Source organism: Photobacterium sp. GSS17 (genome assembly GCF_028621875.1).
Taxonomy (GTDB): domain Bacteria; phylum Pseudomonadota; class Gammaproteobacteria; order Enterobacterales; family Vibrionaceae; genus Photobacterium; species Photobacterium ganghwense.
Genome location: NZ_CP117517.1, coordinates 2756511 through 2773719, shown reverse-complemented (window position 1 = coordinate 2773719; position 17209 = coordinate 2756511). Strand labels below are relative to the sequence as shown.

Annotated in this window: 14 protein-coding genes; 3 read left to right on the top strand and 11 right to left on the bottom strand. The window is 53.6% G+C overall.

Annotated features, from left to right (window positions below; all coding sequences use genetic code 11):
• Nucleotides 1-301: 301 nt before the first annotated feature.
• Nucleotides 302-754, top strand: a complete 453-nt coding sequence (yfbV, locus tag PGW97_RS12325) for a terminus macrodomain insulation protein YfbV (protein ID WP_047887412.1) — start codon at nucleotides 302-304, stop codon at nucleotides 752-754.
• A gap of 139 nt (nucleotides 755-893) precedes the next feature.
• On the opposite strand, the gene PGW97_RS12320 is transcribed toward yfbV, so the two are convergent.
• From PGW97_RS12320 to rlmA, 6 genes are all read right to left on the bottom strand, one after another.
• A complete protein-coding gene (locus tag PGW97_RS12320) occupies nucleotides 894-1208 on the bottom strand; it encodes a DUF6172 family protein (RefSeq protein ID WP_273857428.1) in 315 nt (104 codons plus the stop codon).
• Nucleotides 1209-1313: 105 nt separating this feature from the next.
• On the bottom strand, nucleotides 1314-2108 hold the full coding sequence (locus tag PGW97_RS12315) for an ABC transporter ATP-binding protein (RefSeq protein ID WP_047887410.1): 795 nt from the start codon (nucleotides 2106-2108) through the stop codon (nucleotides 1314-1316).
• An 18-nt stretch (nucleotides 2109-2126) separates the two neighbouring features.
• Nucleotides 2127-3059: an ABC transporter permease gene (locus PGW97_RS12310; protein WP_047887409.1), complete on the bottom strand. Its 933-nt coding sequence runs from the start codon at nucleotides 3057-3059 to the stop codon at nucleotides 2127-2129.
• Between the two features lie 230 nt (nucleotides 3060-3289).
• Nucleotides 3290-4264 carry an ABC transporter substrate-binding protein gene (locus tag PGW97_RS12305; RefSeq protein WP_047887408.1) on the bottom strand — a complete coding sequence of 325 codons (975 nt, stop codon included), beginning with the start codon at nucleotides 4262-4264 and terminating at the stop codon, nucleotides 3290-3292.
• Nucleotides 4265-4938: 674 nt separating this feature from the next.
• A complete protein-coding gene (locus PGW97_RS12300; protein ID WP_273857427.1) occupies nucleotides 4939-5901 on the bottom strand; it encodes a ChaN family lipoprotein in 963 nt (320 codons plus the stop codon).
• Nucleotides 5902-6088: 187 nt separating this feature from the next.
• Entirely contained in the window at nucleotides 6089-6961 is an 873-nt protein-coding gene (gene rlmA, locus PGW97_RS12295; protein ID WP_273857426.1) for a 23S rRNA (guanine(745)-N(1))-methyltransferase, read from the bottom strand.
• Between the two features lie 353 nt (nucleotides 6962-7314).
• On the opposite strand from rlmA, the gene PGW97_RS12290 reads away from it, so the two are divergent.
• Nucleotides 7315-8328, top strand: coding sequence for a porin (locus PGW97_RS12290; protein WP_047887405.1), 1014 nt, complete (start codon nucleotides 7315-7317; stop codon nucleotides 8326-8328).
• A gap of 166 nt (nucleotides 8329-8494) precedes the next feature.
• On the opposite strand, the gene PGW97_RS12285 is transcribed toward PGW97_RS12290, so the two are convergent.
• The 4 genes from PGW97_RS12285 to PGW97_RS12270 form a co-directional block, all read right to left on the bottom strand.
• Complete coding sequence (locus PGW97_RS12285; RefSeq protein WP_047887404.1) at nucleotides 8495-9766, bottom strand: sigma-54-dependent transcriptional regulator; 1272 nt, start codon at nucleotides 9764-9766, stop codon at nucleotides 8495-8497.
• Nucleotides 9753-12116 (bottom strand): ATP-binding protein, encoded by a 2364-nt coding sequence (locus PGW97_RS12280; protein WP_047887403.1) that lies wholly within the window; start codon nucleotides 12114-12116, stop codon nucleotides 9753-9755. Before PGW97_RS12280 ends, PGW97_RS12285 begins: the two co-directional genes overlap by 14 nt.
• Nucleotides 12103-13380, bottom strand: coding sequence for an ABC transporter substrate-binding protein (locus PGW97_RS12275; RefSeq protein WP_273857425.1), 1278 nt, complete (start codon nucleotides 13378-13380; stop codon nucleotides 12103-12105). Before PGW97_RS12275 ends, PGW97_RS12280 begins: the two co-directional genes overlap by 14 nt.
• 367 nt (nucleotides 13381-13747) lie before the next feature.
• Complete coding sequence (locus PGW97_RS12270; protein WP_047887401.1) at nucleotides 13748-14248, bottom strand: YfbU family protein; 501 nt, start codon at nucleotides 14246-14248, stop codon at nucleotides 13748-13750.
• 275 nt (nucleotides 14249-14523) lie between these two features.
• Here PGW97_RS12270 and PGW97_RS12265 point away from each other — a divergent pair, with 275 nt between their 5' ends.
• Nucleotides 14524-15168: an energy-coupling factor ABC transporter permease gene (locus PGW97_RS12265; protein ID WP_273857424.1), complete on the top strand. Its 645-nt coding sequence runs from the start codon at nucleotides 14524-14526 to the stop codon at nucleotides 15166-15168.
• 189 nt (nucleotides 15169-15357) lie between these two features.
• Here PGW97_RS12265 and PGW97_RS12260 read toward each other — a convergent pair whose 3' ends face one another.
• Nucleotides 15358-17112, bottom strand: coding sequence for a formate--tetrahydrofolate ligase (locus PGW97_RS12260; protein ID WP_217392709.1), 1755 nt, complete (start codon nucleotides 17110-17112; stop codon nucleotides 15358-15360).
• Nucleotides 17113-17209: the final 97 nt, after the last annotated feature.

Here is a 17209-nt window from a genome sequence, read left to right as displayed (position 1 = left end):
TATTCAACCGTATAAAAATTACCCATAGGATAGACGACTTTTCGATAGTCGGTCTCATCAGGGTCAAAATCGAGTTATGTCCGTATTATGTAGGAAGCGTGTAAATCAGCTCCTGGGGCCATCCATGGGGGTGCCTCTAGTTGCCAGAACAGAGATTACAGGCAACAATGAAAAGTAGGCGTGCCTAGGATAGCGATTGTTACGCAATATAACAAAAAGATTTTTAGAAAAATTTAATTTGAATCAAGTTTGTTATCCGTACAGTTTAAGTTTTACTGTTTTTTTTGAAGTTTGGTGATTTATGAGTCAACAAAATTCTATCTGGCGGGCGTTTCGCCATGGTCAGGATTACATGGCGGTCTGGCCGATACGCAAAGAGCTGGCCATCCTGTTTCCGGAGCAGCGTTACATCAAGGCAACCCGTTTTGCGATGCGGGTAATGCCGGCTGTTGCGGTAATGAGTGTGTTGAGTCAGATGGCCTTCAATAACTATCAGGCCCTGCCGCAGGCCATTGCGGTGGCTTTGTTTGCTCTGAGTATGCCATTGCAGGGGCTGTGGTGGCTGGGTAAGCGCAGCCGGACGGTGTTGCCGCCTTCTTTAGCCGGCTGGTATCGCGAAATTTACGACAAAATTGTCAGCGAGGGGTATGCATTGCAACCGCCTAAATCTCAGCCGCGTTATCTCGAACTGGCTCAGGTGCTCGATCGCGCGTTTAAGCAGCTCGACAAAGGGGCCCTTGAACGCTGGTTTTGAGCGCCGGTTTTTGACGTGCCGACAGGGGGGCTGGCACTGAAAGAGTCATATACAACAGACAGAGCCCAATAAAAAAAGTAGCCGCCTGGCTACTTTTTTTGGACGAGCTTTTGATGAATCAGGCGCTGTGCTGGCTGCCTTATTCTTCAGTTTCGTCAAGGTCGGAAACGACTTTCTTATTGCGAACACCTGGTTTTGCCAGGATCTCAACATAACAAGACGTTAGAGCCAGAGCTTCGGCTTCGTCCAGATTTTTGTTGATTTCTTTGACATGAATAACCTTTGCTTCCTGCTCGGTATGGCCGAAACGGCAGTCAAAATCCCAGTAGTCAACACCTTCCGGCAAGCGTTTGTTGCGCTCACGCTTCAGGTATTTTTTGATCTCATACTTTACGGCTTCTACAACACGTGGAACCGCTTTCTTCGGGTGAGTTAAAGCAAATGTCTTTTTCATCGTATTCCTAAAATAAAAGGCCCGGACCATGCCGGGCTCAGTCAGTATTTTACTTTAATTCTGCCGCCGTCGCGAATACCGCGTGCGTACCGAGTGCTTTGGGGCTTAGCTCAGCAGCAAACTGTCGTCGGCCAGCTCTTCCCCACGCACTTTGCTGAACATTTCCAGCAGGTGTTTCACGTCCATATTGGCCCGCTCTTCACCTTCCACATCGAGAACAATTTGTCCCTGATGCAGCATCACCGTGCGATCGCCGTAGGCCAGGGCATCTTTCATCGAGTGGGTGACCATCATGACGGTGAGGTCGAATTCTTCCACCACCTTTTTGGTCAGCGCCAGGACGAAAGCAGCCATGCGCGGATCCAGCGCAGCGGTGTGCTCGTCGAGCAGTAGCAGTTTACTGTCGGCCAGTGTGGCCATCACCAGACTGACCGCCTGACGTTGACCACCGGACAGCAGCCCGATGCTGTCGCCGAGGCGATCTTCCAGACCCAGCCCAAGAATGCTGATCCGCTCCTGGAACAACTTACGGCGCTTGGAGGACAAAGCCAGCTTCCAGCTGCGCTTTCCGCCCCGCTTGTAGGCTAGCGCCATGTTTTCTTCGATGGTCAGGGCCCCACAGGTCCCGGCCAGCGGGTCCTGAAATACCCGGGCGGCATACTGGGCGCGTTCATGCACCGACTGACGGGTTACGTCGATGTTGTTGATCAGCACCTGACCGCCAACCATCGGGGTTTCACCGCTGACGGCACCCAGCAGGGTTGACTTGCCCGCACCGTTGGAGCCAATGACCGTCACAAATTGTTTTTCCGGGACGGTCAGGTTGACGCCTTTCAGGGCCTGATTTTCCAAAATGGTGCCTTCGTTGAAGGTCACGCGAATATCGTTTAGCTCAATCATGGTACATCCTTATCCCACTCAGGCCATTTTCTTAGCGGCGACGGAAGACTTCTTTTTTCCGCCACGTTTCAACTGGGTTTTCATGCGAGGTGCGATAAGAGCAACCGCTACCAGCAGAGCCGTGATCAGGTTGAGATCCGACGCCTGCAGGCCGAACATGCCGCTACTCAGGGCAAAGGCAACCGCCAGACGGTACAGGATTGACCCCAGAATCACGGCGACAACCGCGACCCAGATTTTGCGTCCCGGAATCAGGGTTTGCCCCAGGATCACCGCCGCCAGACCCACCACAATGGTGCCGACCCCAGATGTGACGTCAGCAAAGCTGTTAGTCTGGGCAAACAGGGCACCGGAGAAACCCACCAGGCCATTGGACAGTGCCAGACCGAAGTAGGTGTACAGTGCGGTGTTACCGCCCTGAGCACGCACCATGCGGCTGTTGACCCCGGTCGCGCGCAGGCCCAAACCGAAATCACTGGCCAGCAAGCGGGTGATGAACCAGCCACTGAGTATCACCAGCAGCAGCACAACCACAAGACGGAATACGCTACCGTCCATGCCGGCATCAAACGCCAGCGTTTCAAACGGAGTGAAAATGGTATCTTCACCCAGCAGCGCGATGTTAGGGCGACCCATGATACGGATGTTGATCGAAAAGGCGGCGATCATTGTCAGGATACTCGCCAGCAAATGGAGGATCCCGCAGCGCACGGCGAGAAATGCCGTCACCAGGCCACACAGACCACCGGCCATAATAGCCAGCAGGGTCGCAACCCAAGGGTTGACACCGGCCACAATTGCAGTTGCGGCAACGGCGGCCCCCATAGGGAAACTGCCATCCACGGTCAGATCCGGAAAATCCAATACGCGGAAAGTAAGGTAGACCCCGAGCGCCACCAGGCCGTAAACCAGCCCGATTTCCAGGGTGCCGAGAAAGGCAAAGAAAGACATCCCAATTCTCCTTGTCTTTTGTCTTGCAGGGAATGGCGTGTAACGAAGTCGGCAAACCTAACACTGTCAGATAGCAGGGGAGACAGACAGCGCCCGCGAGCGCTGCCGCGTGTCCCAGCCTCTTGTCCTGACGGTGAATGGGTCAGGACACAGCCGTGTGATATCACGGCTGTGTCATGTCATGGTGAAAGGTCACTCAGTGCCGGACTGCGTCGGTCACGCAAAATGGTTTATTTCGCAACTGACGTCGCACGTTCCAGGACTGACGCCGGGAAGGTGATGCCCAGTTTGTCTGCCGCTTTTTGGTTTAGCGCTAAGTCGGAGCCACGCGCCACTTTGACCGGTAACTCAGACACTTTTTTACCTTTAAGGATAGCGTCAACGTAGTCGGCGGTCTGGATGCCTACCTGGTAGTAGTCAAAGCCCAGTGCTGCCAGCGCACCGCTTTCAATGTAGGTGGTCGATGCCCCAATAACCGGGGTATTGTTCTGGTTACCCGCATTGACCAGACCATCAATAGCACTGGCGACGGTATTGTCGGTTGGCGCGTAAATCACGTCAGCTTTGGCGGCAACAATCTGTGCGGCAGCCTGAACATCGGCGCTCTTTAGTGCCGTGCCTTCTACGACCATCAGCCCACGTTCTTTCGCCGCGTTACGAAGCAGTTCGACCAGTGCTACGGCATTAGCTTCACCCGGGTTGAAGATCACGCCCACGCTCTTCATGCCAGGCAGCAGCTCCTGCATCAGCTCAATATGCTGGGCGACCGGAGACAGGTCAGACAGGCCAGTCACGTTGCGGTTGGGTTTATCCGGATTGCTGACCAGCTTCGCGCCGACCGGGTCGGTTACGGCAGTAAAGACGATAGGAATAGAGCGGGTCGACGCCGCCAGCGCCTGAGCCGTTGGTGTTGCAATGCCGACCAGAACATCCGGATTTTCACCAACAAACTGTTTGGCGATCTGAACTGCAATGGCCGGATTACCTTGAGCAGTCTGATACGTAAACTCCAGGTTTTCCCCTTCGACGTAGCCTTTTTGCTTCAGGCCATCAAGCAGACCGTTACGGGCCGCATCCAATGCCGGGTGCTCTACAATCTGAGAGACAGCGACTTTGGCCACATCAGCGAGGACTGCCGGTGAAGACAGTGCCAGTGACGCTGCCACTGCGGCAGCAGTAAGTAGTTGTTTGCTCTTGAATACCATATCTGAACACGCTCCCTGTAGTAATAGTACTGAGGTCTGACAGCGCTAAATCAGCAATCGGAGGTTGACTGCGCGGCTGTCTGGGGTCGATTCGCATCCGGTGCGAATCCCTCTTGGCATAAAGTTTTAGCGCAACGGGCTATAAAAGAACATAAGAATTTTAACAAGGTTGCAACATGGTGGTGGTGGTTCGTGCTGGCAGGTGGTGGATTGGGTAGGGGATTACATGGTGATACTGAGGGTATCCATATTAGTGTAAGGTTTATTGTGTAAAAAATAGCCTTGCATTCTTATTTGGTATTTTTATTGGTGGCACAGGAATTGTGCGCCAAAGCAGTGTTTCTGCTAGAGGATGACAGGGCAATACACCGCGCTAACCGGGTGGATATTTCGTCATACCATTAATTACAGATACAGCATAATTGGCTGCAAAAGGCAGGCTACCCGGGCTACCGGCGCATTCTCTGGTGGGATTCTCCCTCTTCTGGCCGAATGAAATCGTTCAGACCAGAAGGGGGAATCAGTATGTTACGTCAGGGTGAGGCGTCAGGTTGAAGGGTCAAACCGGTATGGCTCAGGAACACCGTTTTCAGTGCAGGCACTCACCCATTATTAATTTATGAGAACGTATTGAACTGAGAAAACGTATTGACCACAGATAACGCGTTAATCCCTCATTGCGAATTAGGCGAATAGCACTGTAATGACAGGTTGCGGCTGTGGATTGTCTTCATCGCTGCCATCATTTTGGCCTCATCCACGTAACCCGGCGGCAGAGGCATGACCGTGAACGTGTAGTCTGGCGCGCCTTCTGCCAGTGGCGATTCCGTAGTGACTGGCGTGACCATCATGACCTTCAGATTCGGGTTACGTGCCAGAATGCGTGATGCGGTGCCCAGCCCTTCGGCCACATGGAAACGTCCAGCGGTATGGATGATTTGGGTGCCGGGATGGCGGGTGAGGTAGCTCACCATGCTTTCTGCCATTGTGTCATCCCACGCGGTTTGCGCGGCAAACTGGCGGCTGGTCTTGGCCTCATCGCCGTGGTGCATTGAGGCATTGAAGGTTTGGCGGTAGGCATCATCGTTCAGGGTCAGAGACTGTGCGACCCACTGGCGTTCCTCTGCCGGTAGCAGGGAGAGATAGGCGGGGCCTTGCTGGCCGATGCAGCGCACGATGCTTTTCGGAGCATTCGCCGCGATCACATCCAGCTGATGGGTTTTGGCGAATTCCACTAACGGACGATAATCACTTTCGTAGTTGGGCCAGGCATTGCCCTCGTTCATCAGGGTTTTCTCGCCGATTTTGCCTGCCAGGTATTGATCAACCACGGCTTGTTTGTCGCGGGTGAACTGCTCCATCGACAGGGCCAGCTTCGGCTTCTGGCTATACAGGGCCGCCATTAACTGCGCTTGCATCAGATGCGATGCCGGGTGGCCGTGCCATTCTCCCACCAGAACAATATCGGCATCGCGTAACGCCGATGTCAGCGCTGACAATGTCATCGGGGAGCCGTCCGGGGACTGGATGGTGAAGTCGTACATGGTCGGGGCTGGGGTAAAGGCGGTGTCCGGCTCAGATTGAGCGGCACAACCGGCCAGCAGTCCGGCCAGACCAAGTGAAAGCCATTTTTTCATGAGAAATAATCACACTGGTTAGCAACACTTAACAGGGTTAAGTGTATGAGAAATCCGAAAATCTGGCGTGAGATATTAGATGAGTTGATAGTGGTTATCAAATGTTATTGATAACCACTATCAATTGATGGCGTTTATTGTGGTTGTAAATTGCGGCTGTTCAGCGACAAAGGGAAGCAACTGACGGTTAGGTTTCTGGCTGAGACTTCGACAGGCATTCTGGCGCGTCATCTTCGTTTCGGTGGTACACCCGAATCGCAAAATCGGCTTCACAGTCAAACGTCTCACTGTCAGCCAGTTGTTGCCAGACTGCTTCGCTGGTTTTCCAGGCAAACGGTGTCATTTGCATCAGTGCCGTTGCTTCTGCTCCGCTCAATGTCAGGGTGTAATGGAGCTGGGTATCGTCAATCAGGGAGAAGCCGTCAAGGGTTTCCGGAGTCATATCATGCAGACGGACGTCGTTATAAATCAGCTCTTTGAGCTGGTACAAATGACGTGCGGCCGGTGTGACCGTGACCAGAATACCGGCCGGGCGGATGGTTCGTTTCAGCTCTTCCGGCTTGCAGGGTGCATAAATGCGGATCACCCCATCCAGCGACTGATCGGCAAATGGCAGGCGGTGGCTGGAAGCCACGCAAAAGTGGCATTGCTTGTAGCGTTTTGCTGCATAACGCACGGCTACCTTCGAGATGTCGAGGCCATGAACTGTCAGTGACGGAGAATGCGTATGGTTTTGTGTCAGACCGTCAGCAATGCCGGACGTGTAGTAACCCTCACCACAACCAATATCCAGCAGTTGCTCCGCCTCTTCCGGTAGCAGGGTCGCCAGTTTTTCCACCACCTTAGCCCGCAGCGGATCATAATGACCGGCTTCCAGAAATGCGCGGCGTGCCTGCATCATTTCTTTGTTATCGCCCGGGTTTTTCGAGCTTTTGTGATGAACCGGCATGAGGTTGACATACCCTTCTTTGGCCTCATCAAACTGGTGGTTGTTGGCACATTTCCAGGTTTTGTCTTGCTGGCTGAGTGGCTGGTGGCAGAGAGGGCATTGGTACGGCATGGGATCACACGGTCAGTTGAATTTGCGGGCATTGTAAACGTCTGCTCCGGCAAGCTGCAAGTAAACCGAGTGCGCCCGACCGTCTTGCTGGTGCAACAGGCTTTCTGGGCGCCACCATCGAGGTAGGCAACGCCAATGCTTTATTGCACTAAATTAGGGCGTACGTAATGTTCGGAAACAGGGCTCAGGAAGGCGGTTGAGCGTCAATGGCCGAAAATTCCACAAGTAAAAAAATATTATTTTGTAAAGTTTTTGTGTGCCACCTAAGTTAATTAAGACAAGTCTGTTTTATGTCAGCGAGGATTTTATTGACAACAGGTTGTATCTGACTAACAAAGATAGGATATCTACAGATGAAAAAAAAAATCGCTATAGCAGTGGCATGCTCTTTTTCAACCACGGTCGTTTCAGCCGCAACGGTATATCAGGACGATGAAACCACCTTTAATGTCGGCGGTCGAGTGGAGGTCAGGGCTAACTTTTCTGATGCCAACAAAACATCCGACAACAGCAGTAGTTATCAGGATGCATCTCGAGTTCGACTCAGTGTCGATGGTCGGCAGGCGGTATCAAGCAATTTGTCCTTTTTCGGCAAGTATGAATTTGAGTTAAAAGAAGCGGAAGATGGCTCAAGCGATGACGTTAAAATTAATACCCGTCATTTATACGCAGGGGTTGAGACCAGCCGGGGTAACTTATACTACGGTCACCAGACGAATGCGGTCACGTATTTGACCGATTGGACTGACGTGGCGGAAACATTTGGTGGCTACATCAATGAATATACCGTCGCGACAGCGGACCGGGCGAAAAATGTCCTGCGCTATGAGCTTATGACGGATTATGGCTTGACCTTCCAGATAGATGGCAACTTCAATTCCGATAGCGACAGTGCAAAAAGCGACGGCTATGGCGCGGTACTTGCCTATAGTCTGCCGGTCGGGCTTGAGCTGGGTGTCGGCTATGCTTCCAGTGATGAAACATACGGGAATGGCTCCGACACCGACCGCTCAGATGCTATTTTCGCTGGTGCGAAATACACCAATGATCTCGGTCTTTGGCTAGCGGGCTTGTACCAAGGGGGCAGTATTTCATCGTTAGGTATTCAAGACTCTGATTACAATGCGGCTGACTTTTACCTGGGCTACTTCTTTGGTGACAACAACGTCAACATGACATACAGCTATTTCTCGGCCGATGATATTGACGCTCTGGATATCAACTTCATTGGCGTTGAATATGCGCGCTATATCGGCGGTGTCACTCTGTTTGGCAGCTACAAGTTCAACCTGCTGGATGAAGGTGAGGGTGGCGTCGGGGATAACGACGAAGACGAACTCATGCTCGGGCTGCGTTACGCATTTTAAGCGAACCTTTTACCCAATACTGTTACTTACCCAACACTGTTACGCCCATTCATCCGCTAAGTCTGTGGGCGGCTGAAGTAGCAAAAAGCCTAGGAAAGCTTTCCTAGGCTTTTGGGTCAGAACAGCCACGGGTGGGTGATGACGTGGCAACACAAACTGGTTGGGATCAGCCTCTGGCCTTGTACTCGGCTTTATCCAGATTGTGTTTTTTCATTCGTAAGTACAGCTTTTTGCGTGGAATCTGCAGATAGTTGGACACATCGTTGATCCGTCCTGCAAACAGGTACAGCGCATCTTCAATCACCTGTTTTTCGTAATTGTCGACCAGATCGTCCAGTGGGCTGCTCATGTGCTCGATCGGTTTGGTGCGATCCTGCCCCGCCAGTTTCACGATACCGATAGCGTATAGCTCTGCCACGTTTTTCAGCTCTAGCACGTTGCCGTTCCACTCATGCCGGTTCAGGGTATTGATATACGCCTTGTCGAGCGTTGGCATCGGTTTGTGCAGTTTCTGGCAGCTGAGCTTGAGGAAATGCTTAAACAGCGGCGCAATATCACACACCCGCTGACGCATTGGCGGCATCTGGAAGCGTACCTGGCTTAGGAAGTAAAACAGCTCCGGCAGCAGGTTGTCATGCTCGACCAGGCTTTCCGGATTCGGTCCGGTGACGGCCAGTACCCGGACTTCTTTTTTGTTCAGGCGCTCTTGCTCCAGCAGGAAGCGGCACAGCCATTGCTGGGTTTCCTGCGGCATAGCCTGCGGTTCACTCAGGCTGAGGCTGCCGCCGCGGGCGGAAATCATGGCACGCTGCAGATCTGCGGTACAGGTTATCGCCGAGCCCTGCACCGTAACATAAGGGCCGTCACACACCATACTGTGGCGGTGCAGCAGGCGGGTCACGGTATGGCGACCGGTGCCGTTTTCGCCTTCGACCAGAACGTCCCGGCTGGTGAGGGCGATCTGTGCCACTTTCTCCCGCAGCTTGATCATCAGCGGGCTGTCACCCAGCAGTTCAGCGCTGGTGGTCTGGGCCATCGCCCGGCGTTGCTCAATTTTGGACTTGCGCAGTGGCAGGTGTTTATCGAGCAAGGCGAGCAGCTCGGCTGGTTGCAGCGGTTTTTGCAGAAAGTCGATGGCTCCGCGTTTGAGGGCATCGACAGCCATTGGAATATCCCCATGACCGGTGATCATGATCACTGGCAGCTCAGGATCCAGTGCTTTGACTTTCTCCATCAGCTCCATCCCACTCATACCGGGCATGTACATATCGGTCACCACGACACCCGGCCAGTCCTTATTCAGCAAAGGCGTGACTTGTGTCGGGTCGGTAATGGCTTTCACGGTGTAGCCGGACATTTCCAGCAGTTGCTGGTACGACTCAAGTACATCCTGATCATCATCAATGATTAAGATTTCGGTTTCGTTATTCATTGTCATAATGTTTTAACTCCAACACGACCATGGCCCCGCCGGACAGGTTAGACGCGAGAAAAATATCCCCGTCCAGGCGGTGCATGATGGATCGGCAGATACTCAGGCCAAGGCCCAGTCCCACCTCTTTTGTAGTAGTAAATGGAATAAAGAGCTTTTCTATAATTTCAGCGGAGAATCCCTGTCCGCTGTCGGTAACGGCCAGCCGACACCGGCCGTTTTCAATGCCAAGCGGCAAAATGTCAATCTGGCGTTGTTCACAACCGGCCACGGCATCGCAGCTGTTGACCAGCAAGTTGACCAGCACCTGCTCGAACTGAACTTGATCGGCCAGTCCGGCCAGTGGAGTGCTGATCCGGTTGATAATTGTGGTTTGCTGCTGACGGGTCCGGCTGTCCACAATCATCATGGCCTGCGCGATCGAGTCCTGAACATTGACCGGTTTGAGCGGGCTGTCGGCCGGCTGTTTCTTAGAGAAACTTTTCAGGCTCGAGATCATCTGTCCCATGCGGGAGGTCAGGTTATCTATCTTGTCGAGGCTTTGCGGTAGTTTGTCCAACCGCTCTTTTTCCAGCGCCAGCTTGGCGGTAAACAGATGGGTGGAAATAGCCGACAACGGTTGATTCAACTCATGGGCGAGGGAGGTCATGGTCTGGCCGACCACCGCCATTTTCGCTGCCTGGATCAGTTCATTCTGGGTGGACCGCAGATCGGCTTCGACCCGTTTCCGGTCTTCCACCTCGGCTTTCAGCTGGCGGTTACGGCTGGTCAGTGAGCGGGTTTTTTCCCGCACCATTTTTTCCAGCCAGCGGGCGGCATTTTCCTGCTCGGTAATGTCGGTCATGGTGATAATGACCTTGTCCGTTGGTCCCTGTTCAAACAGGCGGAAATCAAGCCGCAGGTACAGGGCGCTGCCTTCGTCATGCGGGTGTTTGATGGTCAGGTTGCAGCCACGGTTATTCAGCAGCGGGCTGTTGTCGGCGAACAGCGACTGCAGCCGGAACTGCATGGTCGGGCTGAACAACTCCCACAGGAATTTATTCTGGGGCTCGCTCACTTCGTCAAACAGGCTGAGCGCGCTGGAGTTGACGGACTCAATGGTGCCGCTCAGGTCGCAGGTAATGATACTGGCCTGAGTGTTGTTGATGAGGTTCAGGGCATTGCTTTGCTGCATTTCCTGCATCTGACGGCAGAACTGGCGCAGATTATCGCCCAGCAGGCCGATTTCGTCATTGCCGCTGACCTGAATCTGGGCATTGTGCTGGTTGCTGGCAACGGCATAGAGATCCTGCGACAACAGGTTGAGGCGTTTCACGATGCCTTGGCCGACCAGATAAACCGATACCATCACCGACAAAAACAGCGTGATGAACATCATTCCGAACAGGATGAAATTACTGATGGTGATGGATTGCCGGGTTTTCTCATTCAGCTGGTTCAGCAGGGCATCTTCGGTTTCCACCATGGTCAGGATCAGGGCTTCCAGATCGCTCAGCTGATGCTGAATTTTGGCTTGGTAGCGGGTGATCTGGCGTGACAGGTCTGTATCCCGGATTAGCTGGGCCTCCAGAATTCCGCCCGGTTGCACCAGCGAAATCATCTCCTGCAGGAGCTGCCGGTATGAGGCTGTCGACGCGTAGTGGCTGAGCTGCTGGCTCATCTTGCTGACTTCCTCGGTTTTATAACCGATGAAGTAGAACGCATTGTTGATGTCGCGATCCTGACGCTGGCGGATGATCTCCTGCACCAACTGGTGAAGCTCATTCTCTTTGACGGTAATGGCCTGGATCAGGGAGAACTCCGTCATCACATCGTTCAGCGCGCTGCTGCTGATCGCGTTCGGCAGCATCCGGGTAAGCTGCCACTCCACTTCCTGACGGATCGGGGTCAGCTCATCAATCAGATCCTGATGCAGCCACTTGATGTTGTTTTCGGTTTGCGCCAGCACCAACTGGTGGGTGTTGCGCTCGTACAGCAGATCCGCATAAAACTGGATATCTTGTTGCAGCGCCTGATAAGCATGGCGGATATCTGAATGCATATCCAACCCGGCGGTCTGCGTGATCGCCCCGTTGATCCGGCCGAGTTTATCAATGATGTTCTGCTTTAAATCGGCATGCAGGACGGTGTCGGTGTTATTGCCAAGCTGGTTCAGGGCCGCCTGCAGACCCGCGGTATTGCGCTCCAGCTGATAACTGGCACGCAGGGTCGGCAGGTTTTTCTCCACCATGGCCTGAATCTGGTCGTCAAAGCTCTCCCAGTTAACAATTGCAATCAGGCTGACGGCGATTGTCAAAAATGCCATAAACCAGATGGATACAATCAGGCGGTTTCCTATGGTGTTACGCTTTTTCATCGTGCACCTGCCTGTGTTCTTTCGAGGCGATTAACTGTTCGCAGATGGCTATCGCCTGATCCAGCTGGCTGGTCATCAGCTGGCGCCATTGGTTGATATGGTGGAGGGTGCTGATGTCCTGACGGTTCAGGCTGAGGGCCTCCAGCAAAATCGGGTCTTCGGCCTGACTTTCGGTGATCGGCGGGGTTGAAGCCAGTTTGACGGCCAGATTGAGCTGGCGGGTTTCCGCCATGGTCAGTAGCGGCAGCGAGCGGACTTCATGAATCAGCTGCCAGGCTTGATTCAGACGCAACAGTTGCTGATTGACGATTTGCTCAAACAGCAGCTTGATCAAAATGGTTCGCTGCTGCATTTGCGTCAGGTTAATCGGGGTAATGTCCAGCGGCTGGCTCAGAGTCTGGTTCAGGGCGTATTTGTTCAGGGTGTCCTGAGCCAGTTTTTTCTGGACTTCTTCTGACAGCAGAAACCGGATCAGCGCCACGCTGTGCAGCGCCTGATTGGTATTGCGGACTGCCGCAACATAGCCGGGCAGCAGCGGGCTGTGCGGTTGGTAGGTAAAGCCAATATACGGAAAATGCTTCTGGCGGGAGAAGGCGTGACTGTCGATGGTCAGGCCGATCCCGGCCAGCCCGCGGGTAATGCTGTCACTGACCCCGTAACTGCGGGCCGAAACGGCGGCCAGGTTACCGCCTATCTGCAGTATGATCTGCCAGCCGCGCTTCCAGCCGTAGCGCTGGAGCAGGTTTTCGACCATAACATGCGTGGTGCCGGAGCGGGCCGGGCTGCTCATCACCAGATGACGGAAATACTCCGGAGCGGTGAGATCTTCCCAGCGTTCCGGGCGGGGCAAGTGGTGTTTATCGAGATAATCCTGATTCCACATCAGCCCGAGCCCGGAATAACCGAAAATCACCACATTGTTGATGGTGTGCTGCATAAACCGTTGTTGCTGGGAGGTCGAATCAAAGTTTAGGGTTTCCAGCGGCAGCAAGCGCTGTTGCTCTTCCAGCGTGGAGAACAGAGACAGCGATGAAGACAGGACAACGTCGATGTCGTGATTGTCCTGATTTAATAGGTGCAGGCCGGAGGTTTCCCGGCGGTGCAGGACACTGAAACTGACATCGGGGTAATACTGCTGAAAAGCGTCGAGAACCGGCTGCAGTGACTCACGGGTAAAGGTCGTGAGAATGATCAGCTGGTTGGTCGGTTGTGCCCAACTCGATGCCGAGAGAAAGACAAAGACAAACAGCAGTAATCTCATCATAAAACGGGCAGCCGCTCCGGGAGGTGGCAGACAGACGAATATCCCTGTTTCATCGTGTATCGGCGCAGCGCGTGGCTGGTTGTCACCGCTTATTGCAGGGATTGGGGTATATATACTCGTTAACGGGCGTTAAGAATAGCGGAATTGAATTTGATTGTTTCGAATTATTAAAGGTTTAGCGGTTTTTTTGTTGGTTATGTCTCACCCTGGGTCAAAAACAACTCAAAAGAGAAAAAATTATTGTTTGTGATCACAGTTTAAGGCTTGGAGCGTGGAGGTCGCGTGAGGCACAGGGATCAATAGCGGGAAAATGGCAGACAGCCGGGACAAGCCCGGCTGCGGAGAGAGCAAACGTGAGCGAGGTGGCTCAGGCGTTCTGAATCTGCTGGATTTCTGTTACTGACAGGTGGTACTGACGCGGGCAGTTACGCCAGGTTTGTAGCATACGCTGGTATTTTGCCAGCATGGGTACCTGACTGTTGAACATGTGCAGGGCTTTATCAAACTGTGGATACAGGCCTTCTTCTTCGGTCAGGAAGCGGACATAGTGCACCAGTTGTGCTTCGGTGGCGGCATCGAAACCCAGGAACTGCAGACGACGTTCGTCGACCTGGCCCTGATTTTCACCTGCCAGCATTTTGTAGGATTCCTGCATCGCGTGGTACATCTCCATGAAGTCGATGACCTGGCGGCAATCCTGCTCTGACAGTTCACCGAAGTCTTTGTCCAGCTCCCGCATCTGCAGGCCATAGCCACGTTCAACAATGGTTTGCAGGCGGCGGTACTTGGCGGCATGTGTCGGATCTAACTGCGACATCAGGAAGTACTGGTTAGATAGGATCAGGCGTTGTGCGTTTGTCATTTCCATAATGAAAGCCTTTATTGTGTCTTTGAGCTGTCATTGAGATTAGCAGGTTGGCAGTAAAAAAAATTGATCTGGTTTCGCTACAACTGTGAAAAATTGCGAAAATCGGTTAACGAGATGACATCTGCCCCTCGGGTAGGAACAACAGGGAAGGCTGAGTGGCATTTCCTTCAATAAAATCATGGCATATGGCTGGCGTCGGATGGTTTTTTTTGTCTTGCGGCACGCCAGGCCGGTGCCAGTCTGGAATCAGGAAAACACAGAAGGATGTGGTGACAATGACGGGGTTACAATGGGTAGGACTGGCGGGCTGGCTGGGGTTGCTGGCGGCTTTTTTTCCGCGGGAATTCTGGCCGAAGTTTAAACAGGAAAAAGATTACCAGCACTGGGTGCTTGCCAGTGTGGTGGTGTTGTTTCTGCTCTGGAGTCTGAGAGCCGGGCTGACGGACGGCCTGAAAGTACATTTTCTGGCGCTGACTATCCTGACCCTGTGCCATGGTTGGCGAATTGCCTGTCTGATAGGTGTGGCTCCTTTGCTGTTACTGGCCGGGTTCGGGTTGCTGCCACTGGCGGACATCGGGTTGTACGGTCTAACCGGAGTGACTTTGCCGGTGCTGGTCAGTTATGGTCTGTTTGCCCTGACTTACCGGTATCTGGCCCATCATCTGTTTGTCTATATCTTTGTCGGCGCGTTCATCAATGCGGCTCTGACTATGATTGCCCATATGGTGCTGACCAGTGGCTGGATTGCTCTCAGCGGTATCTTCAGCTGGTCATACATAGTGGAGAATTATCTGGTTCTGATGCCGTTGCTGTTGTTCCCTGAAGCCCTGATTAACGGGATGGCAATTACACTGCTGGTGGTTTACCGGCCGGAATGGGTGCGAACGTTCCATGACGGTGATTACCTGGATCGCCGCTGACTGAGCGTGCGTCGCCAGCGCAGCTACGGTCAATGGAAAGTACTCTACAAGTCTCACACCAGTGTTTGTGGGTGTGAGACTTGATCTTGGATAGAGGTTAAGGGAATGCGGCTAGGAATACCACGTTTTACCTCTACCTCTACCTCTATCACTATCTATGGCAATCGCACTGCAGGCGAGTGAGACGGTTCAGCTCAGGCCGATGATATGGCCGTTTTCATCAATATCCAGTGCCATGTAGGCAGGCTTTTCCGGCAGCCCCGGCATGGTCATGACATTCCCGCACAAGGCATACACGAAGCCGGCTCCGGCGCACAGTTTCAGCTCTCGCACCGGGAGGACAAAATGACTGGGCGCGCCTTTCAGGCTTGGATCGTGACTGATGGACAGCGGCGTTTTTGCCATGCACACCGCCAGGTTATCGTGCCCCTGAGCCTTAAAGGCGGCGAGCTGGTTTTGCGCCAGTGGCGACAGCTCAATGCCGCTGGCACCGTAACCGACTTCTGCCACAGCCATGAGCTTCTCTTCCAGCGGCTGGCCGAGGTGGTACAACGGGCGAAATTGCGCTGGATGCGCACATGCCCGAATCACGGCATCCGCCAGTTCAGCGGCACCGTCACCGCCTTTGCCAAAGGCTTCGCTCACTGCAACCTCGACATGGGTTGAAAACGAAGTGTTTGCGACCATGGCTTTGAGCTGCTCCAGTTCGGAGTCGGTATCCTGCGGGAAGCGGTTAATTGCAACAACTACCGGCACGCCGTACTTGGCGGCGTTATTGATGTGCCATTGCAGGTTGGCAAAACCGGCGGTTAACGCATTTTCATCCGGTGCGAAAATGGCGTCCGGCAGTGCTTGCCCCGGGCGCAGATCGTACAGGCCAGAGTTAGCTTTCAGGCCGCGCAATGTGGCAACCACGACCGCACAATCGGGACCACGACCGGCTTGCTGTGCTTTGATATTGCAGGCTTTCTCAAACCCCATGTCAGAGCCGAAGCCCCCTTCAGTAACGGTAAACTCGGTCAGCTTGAGAGCAATGCGGTCGGCCAGAATGGAGGAGTTGCCGTGGGCAATGTTGGCAAATGGCCCGGCATGGATCAGCGTCGGGACACCTTCCAGAGTCTGCATCAGGGTCGGCTCAATGGCTTCGCATAATGTCACCGCCATGGCACCGGCCACCTGCAGATCATCCGCGGTGATGGGCTGACCGTCAATGTCATATGCCAGCACGATCCGGCCAATACGCTGGCGCATGTCCGCCAGATCACGGGACAGAGCCAGAATGGCCATCAGCTCAGAAGCGGCTGAAATATCAAAGCCGTCTTCGCGCTCAATGCCGTTAATGGTTTTTCCCGGTTCATTTTTGCCCACTGTGACCATGCGCAGGGCGCGATCGTTATGATCCATGACCCGCTTCCAGACTATGCGCTGGACGTCGATGCGTAGGGCGCGCAGGCCGGTTTTCTCGGTAAACCCGTCATAGCCATGACGGCTTTCATGGTACAGGCGGGCATCCAGCGCTGCCGCGGCCAGATTGTGCGCGGCGGTAACTGCGTGAATATCACCGGTCAGGTGCAGATTGAGTTTTTCCATCGGGGCAACTTGGCTGTAACCGCCCCCGGCGGCTCCGCCTTTGACTCCAAACACCGGCCCCATGGATGGCTGACGAATACAGGCCATCACTTTTTTGTGCCGTTTGGCCAGTCCTTGCGCCAGTCCGATGGTGGTGACAGTTTTGCCTTCTCCCAGCGGCGTGGGGGTGATTGCGGTGACCAGAACCAATTTCCCTTCCGGCTGATCTGCCAGTCGGTTGAGTACGGAGGGCTTCACCTTGGCTTTCAGGGTGCCTTGTGGAGTTAAGTCTTCCGGATGCAGTCCGGCACGTCGGGCCACATCATCGATAGGGGAAAGTGGGGTTTCGCGGCAGATCTCAATATCACTTTTCATGGTCAGCCATCACCTCGCTGGAAGTTGGGAATGTTGTCGATTCTATCATTTATAGAAAGGCAATCGTTTGCGTGCGGGTTATACCACAATAATATCA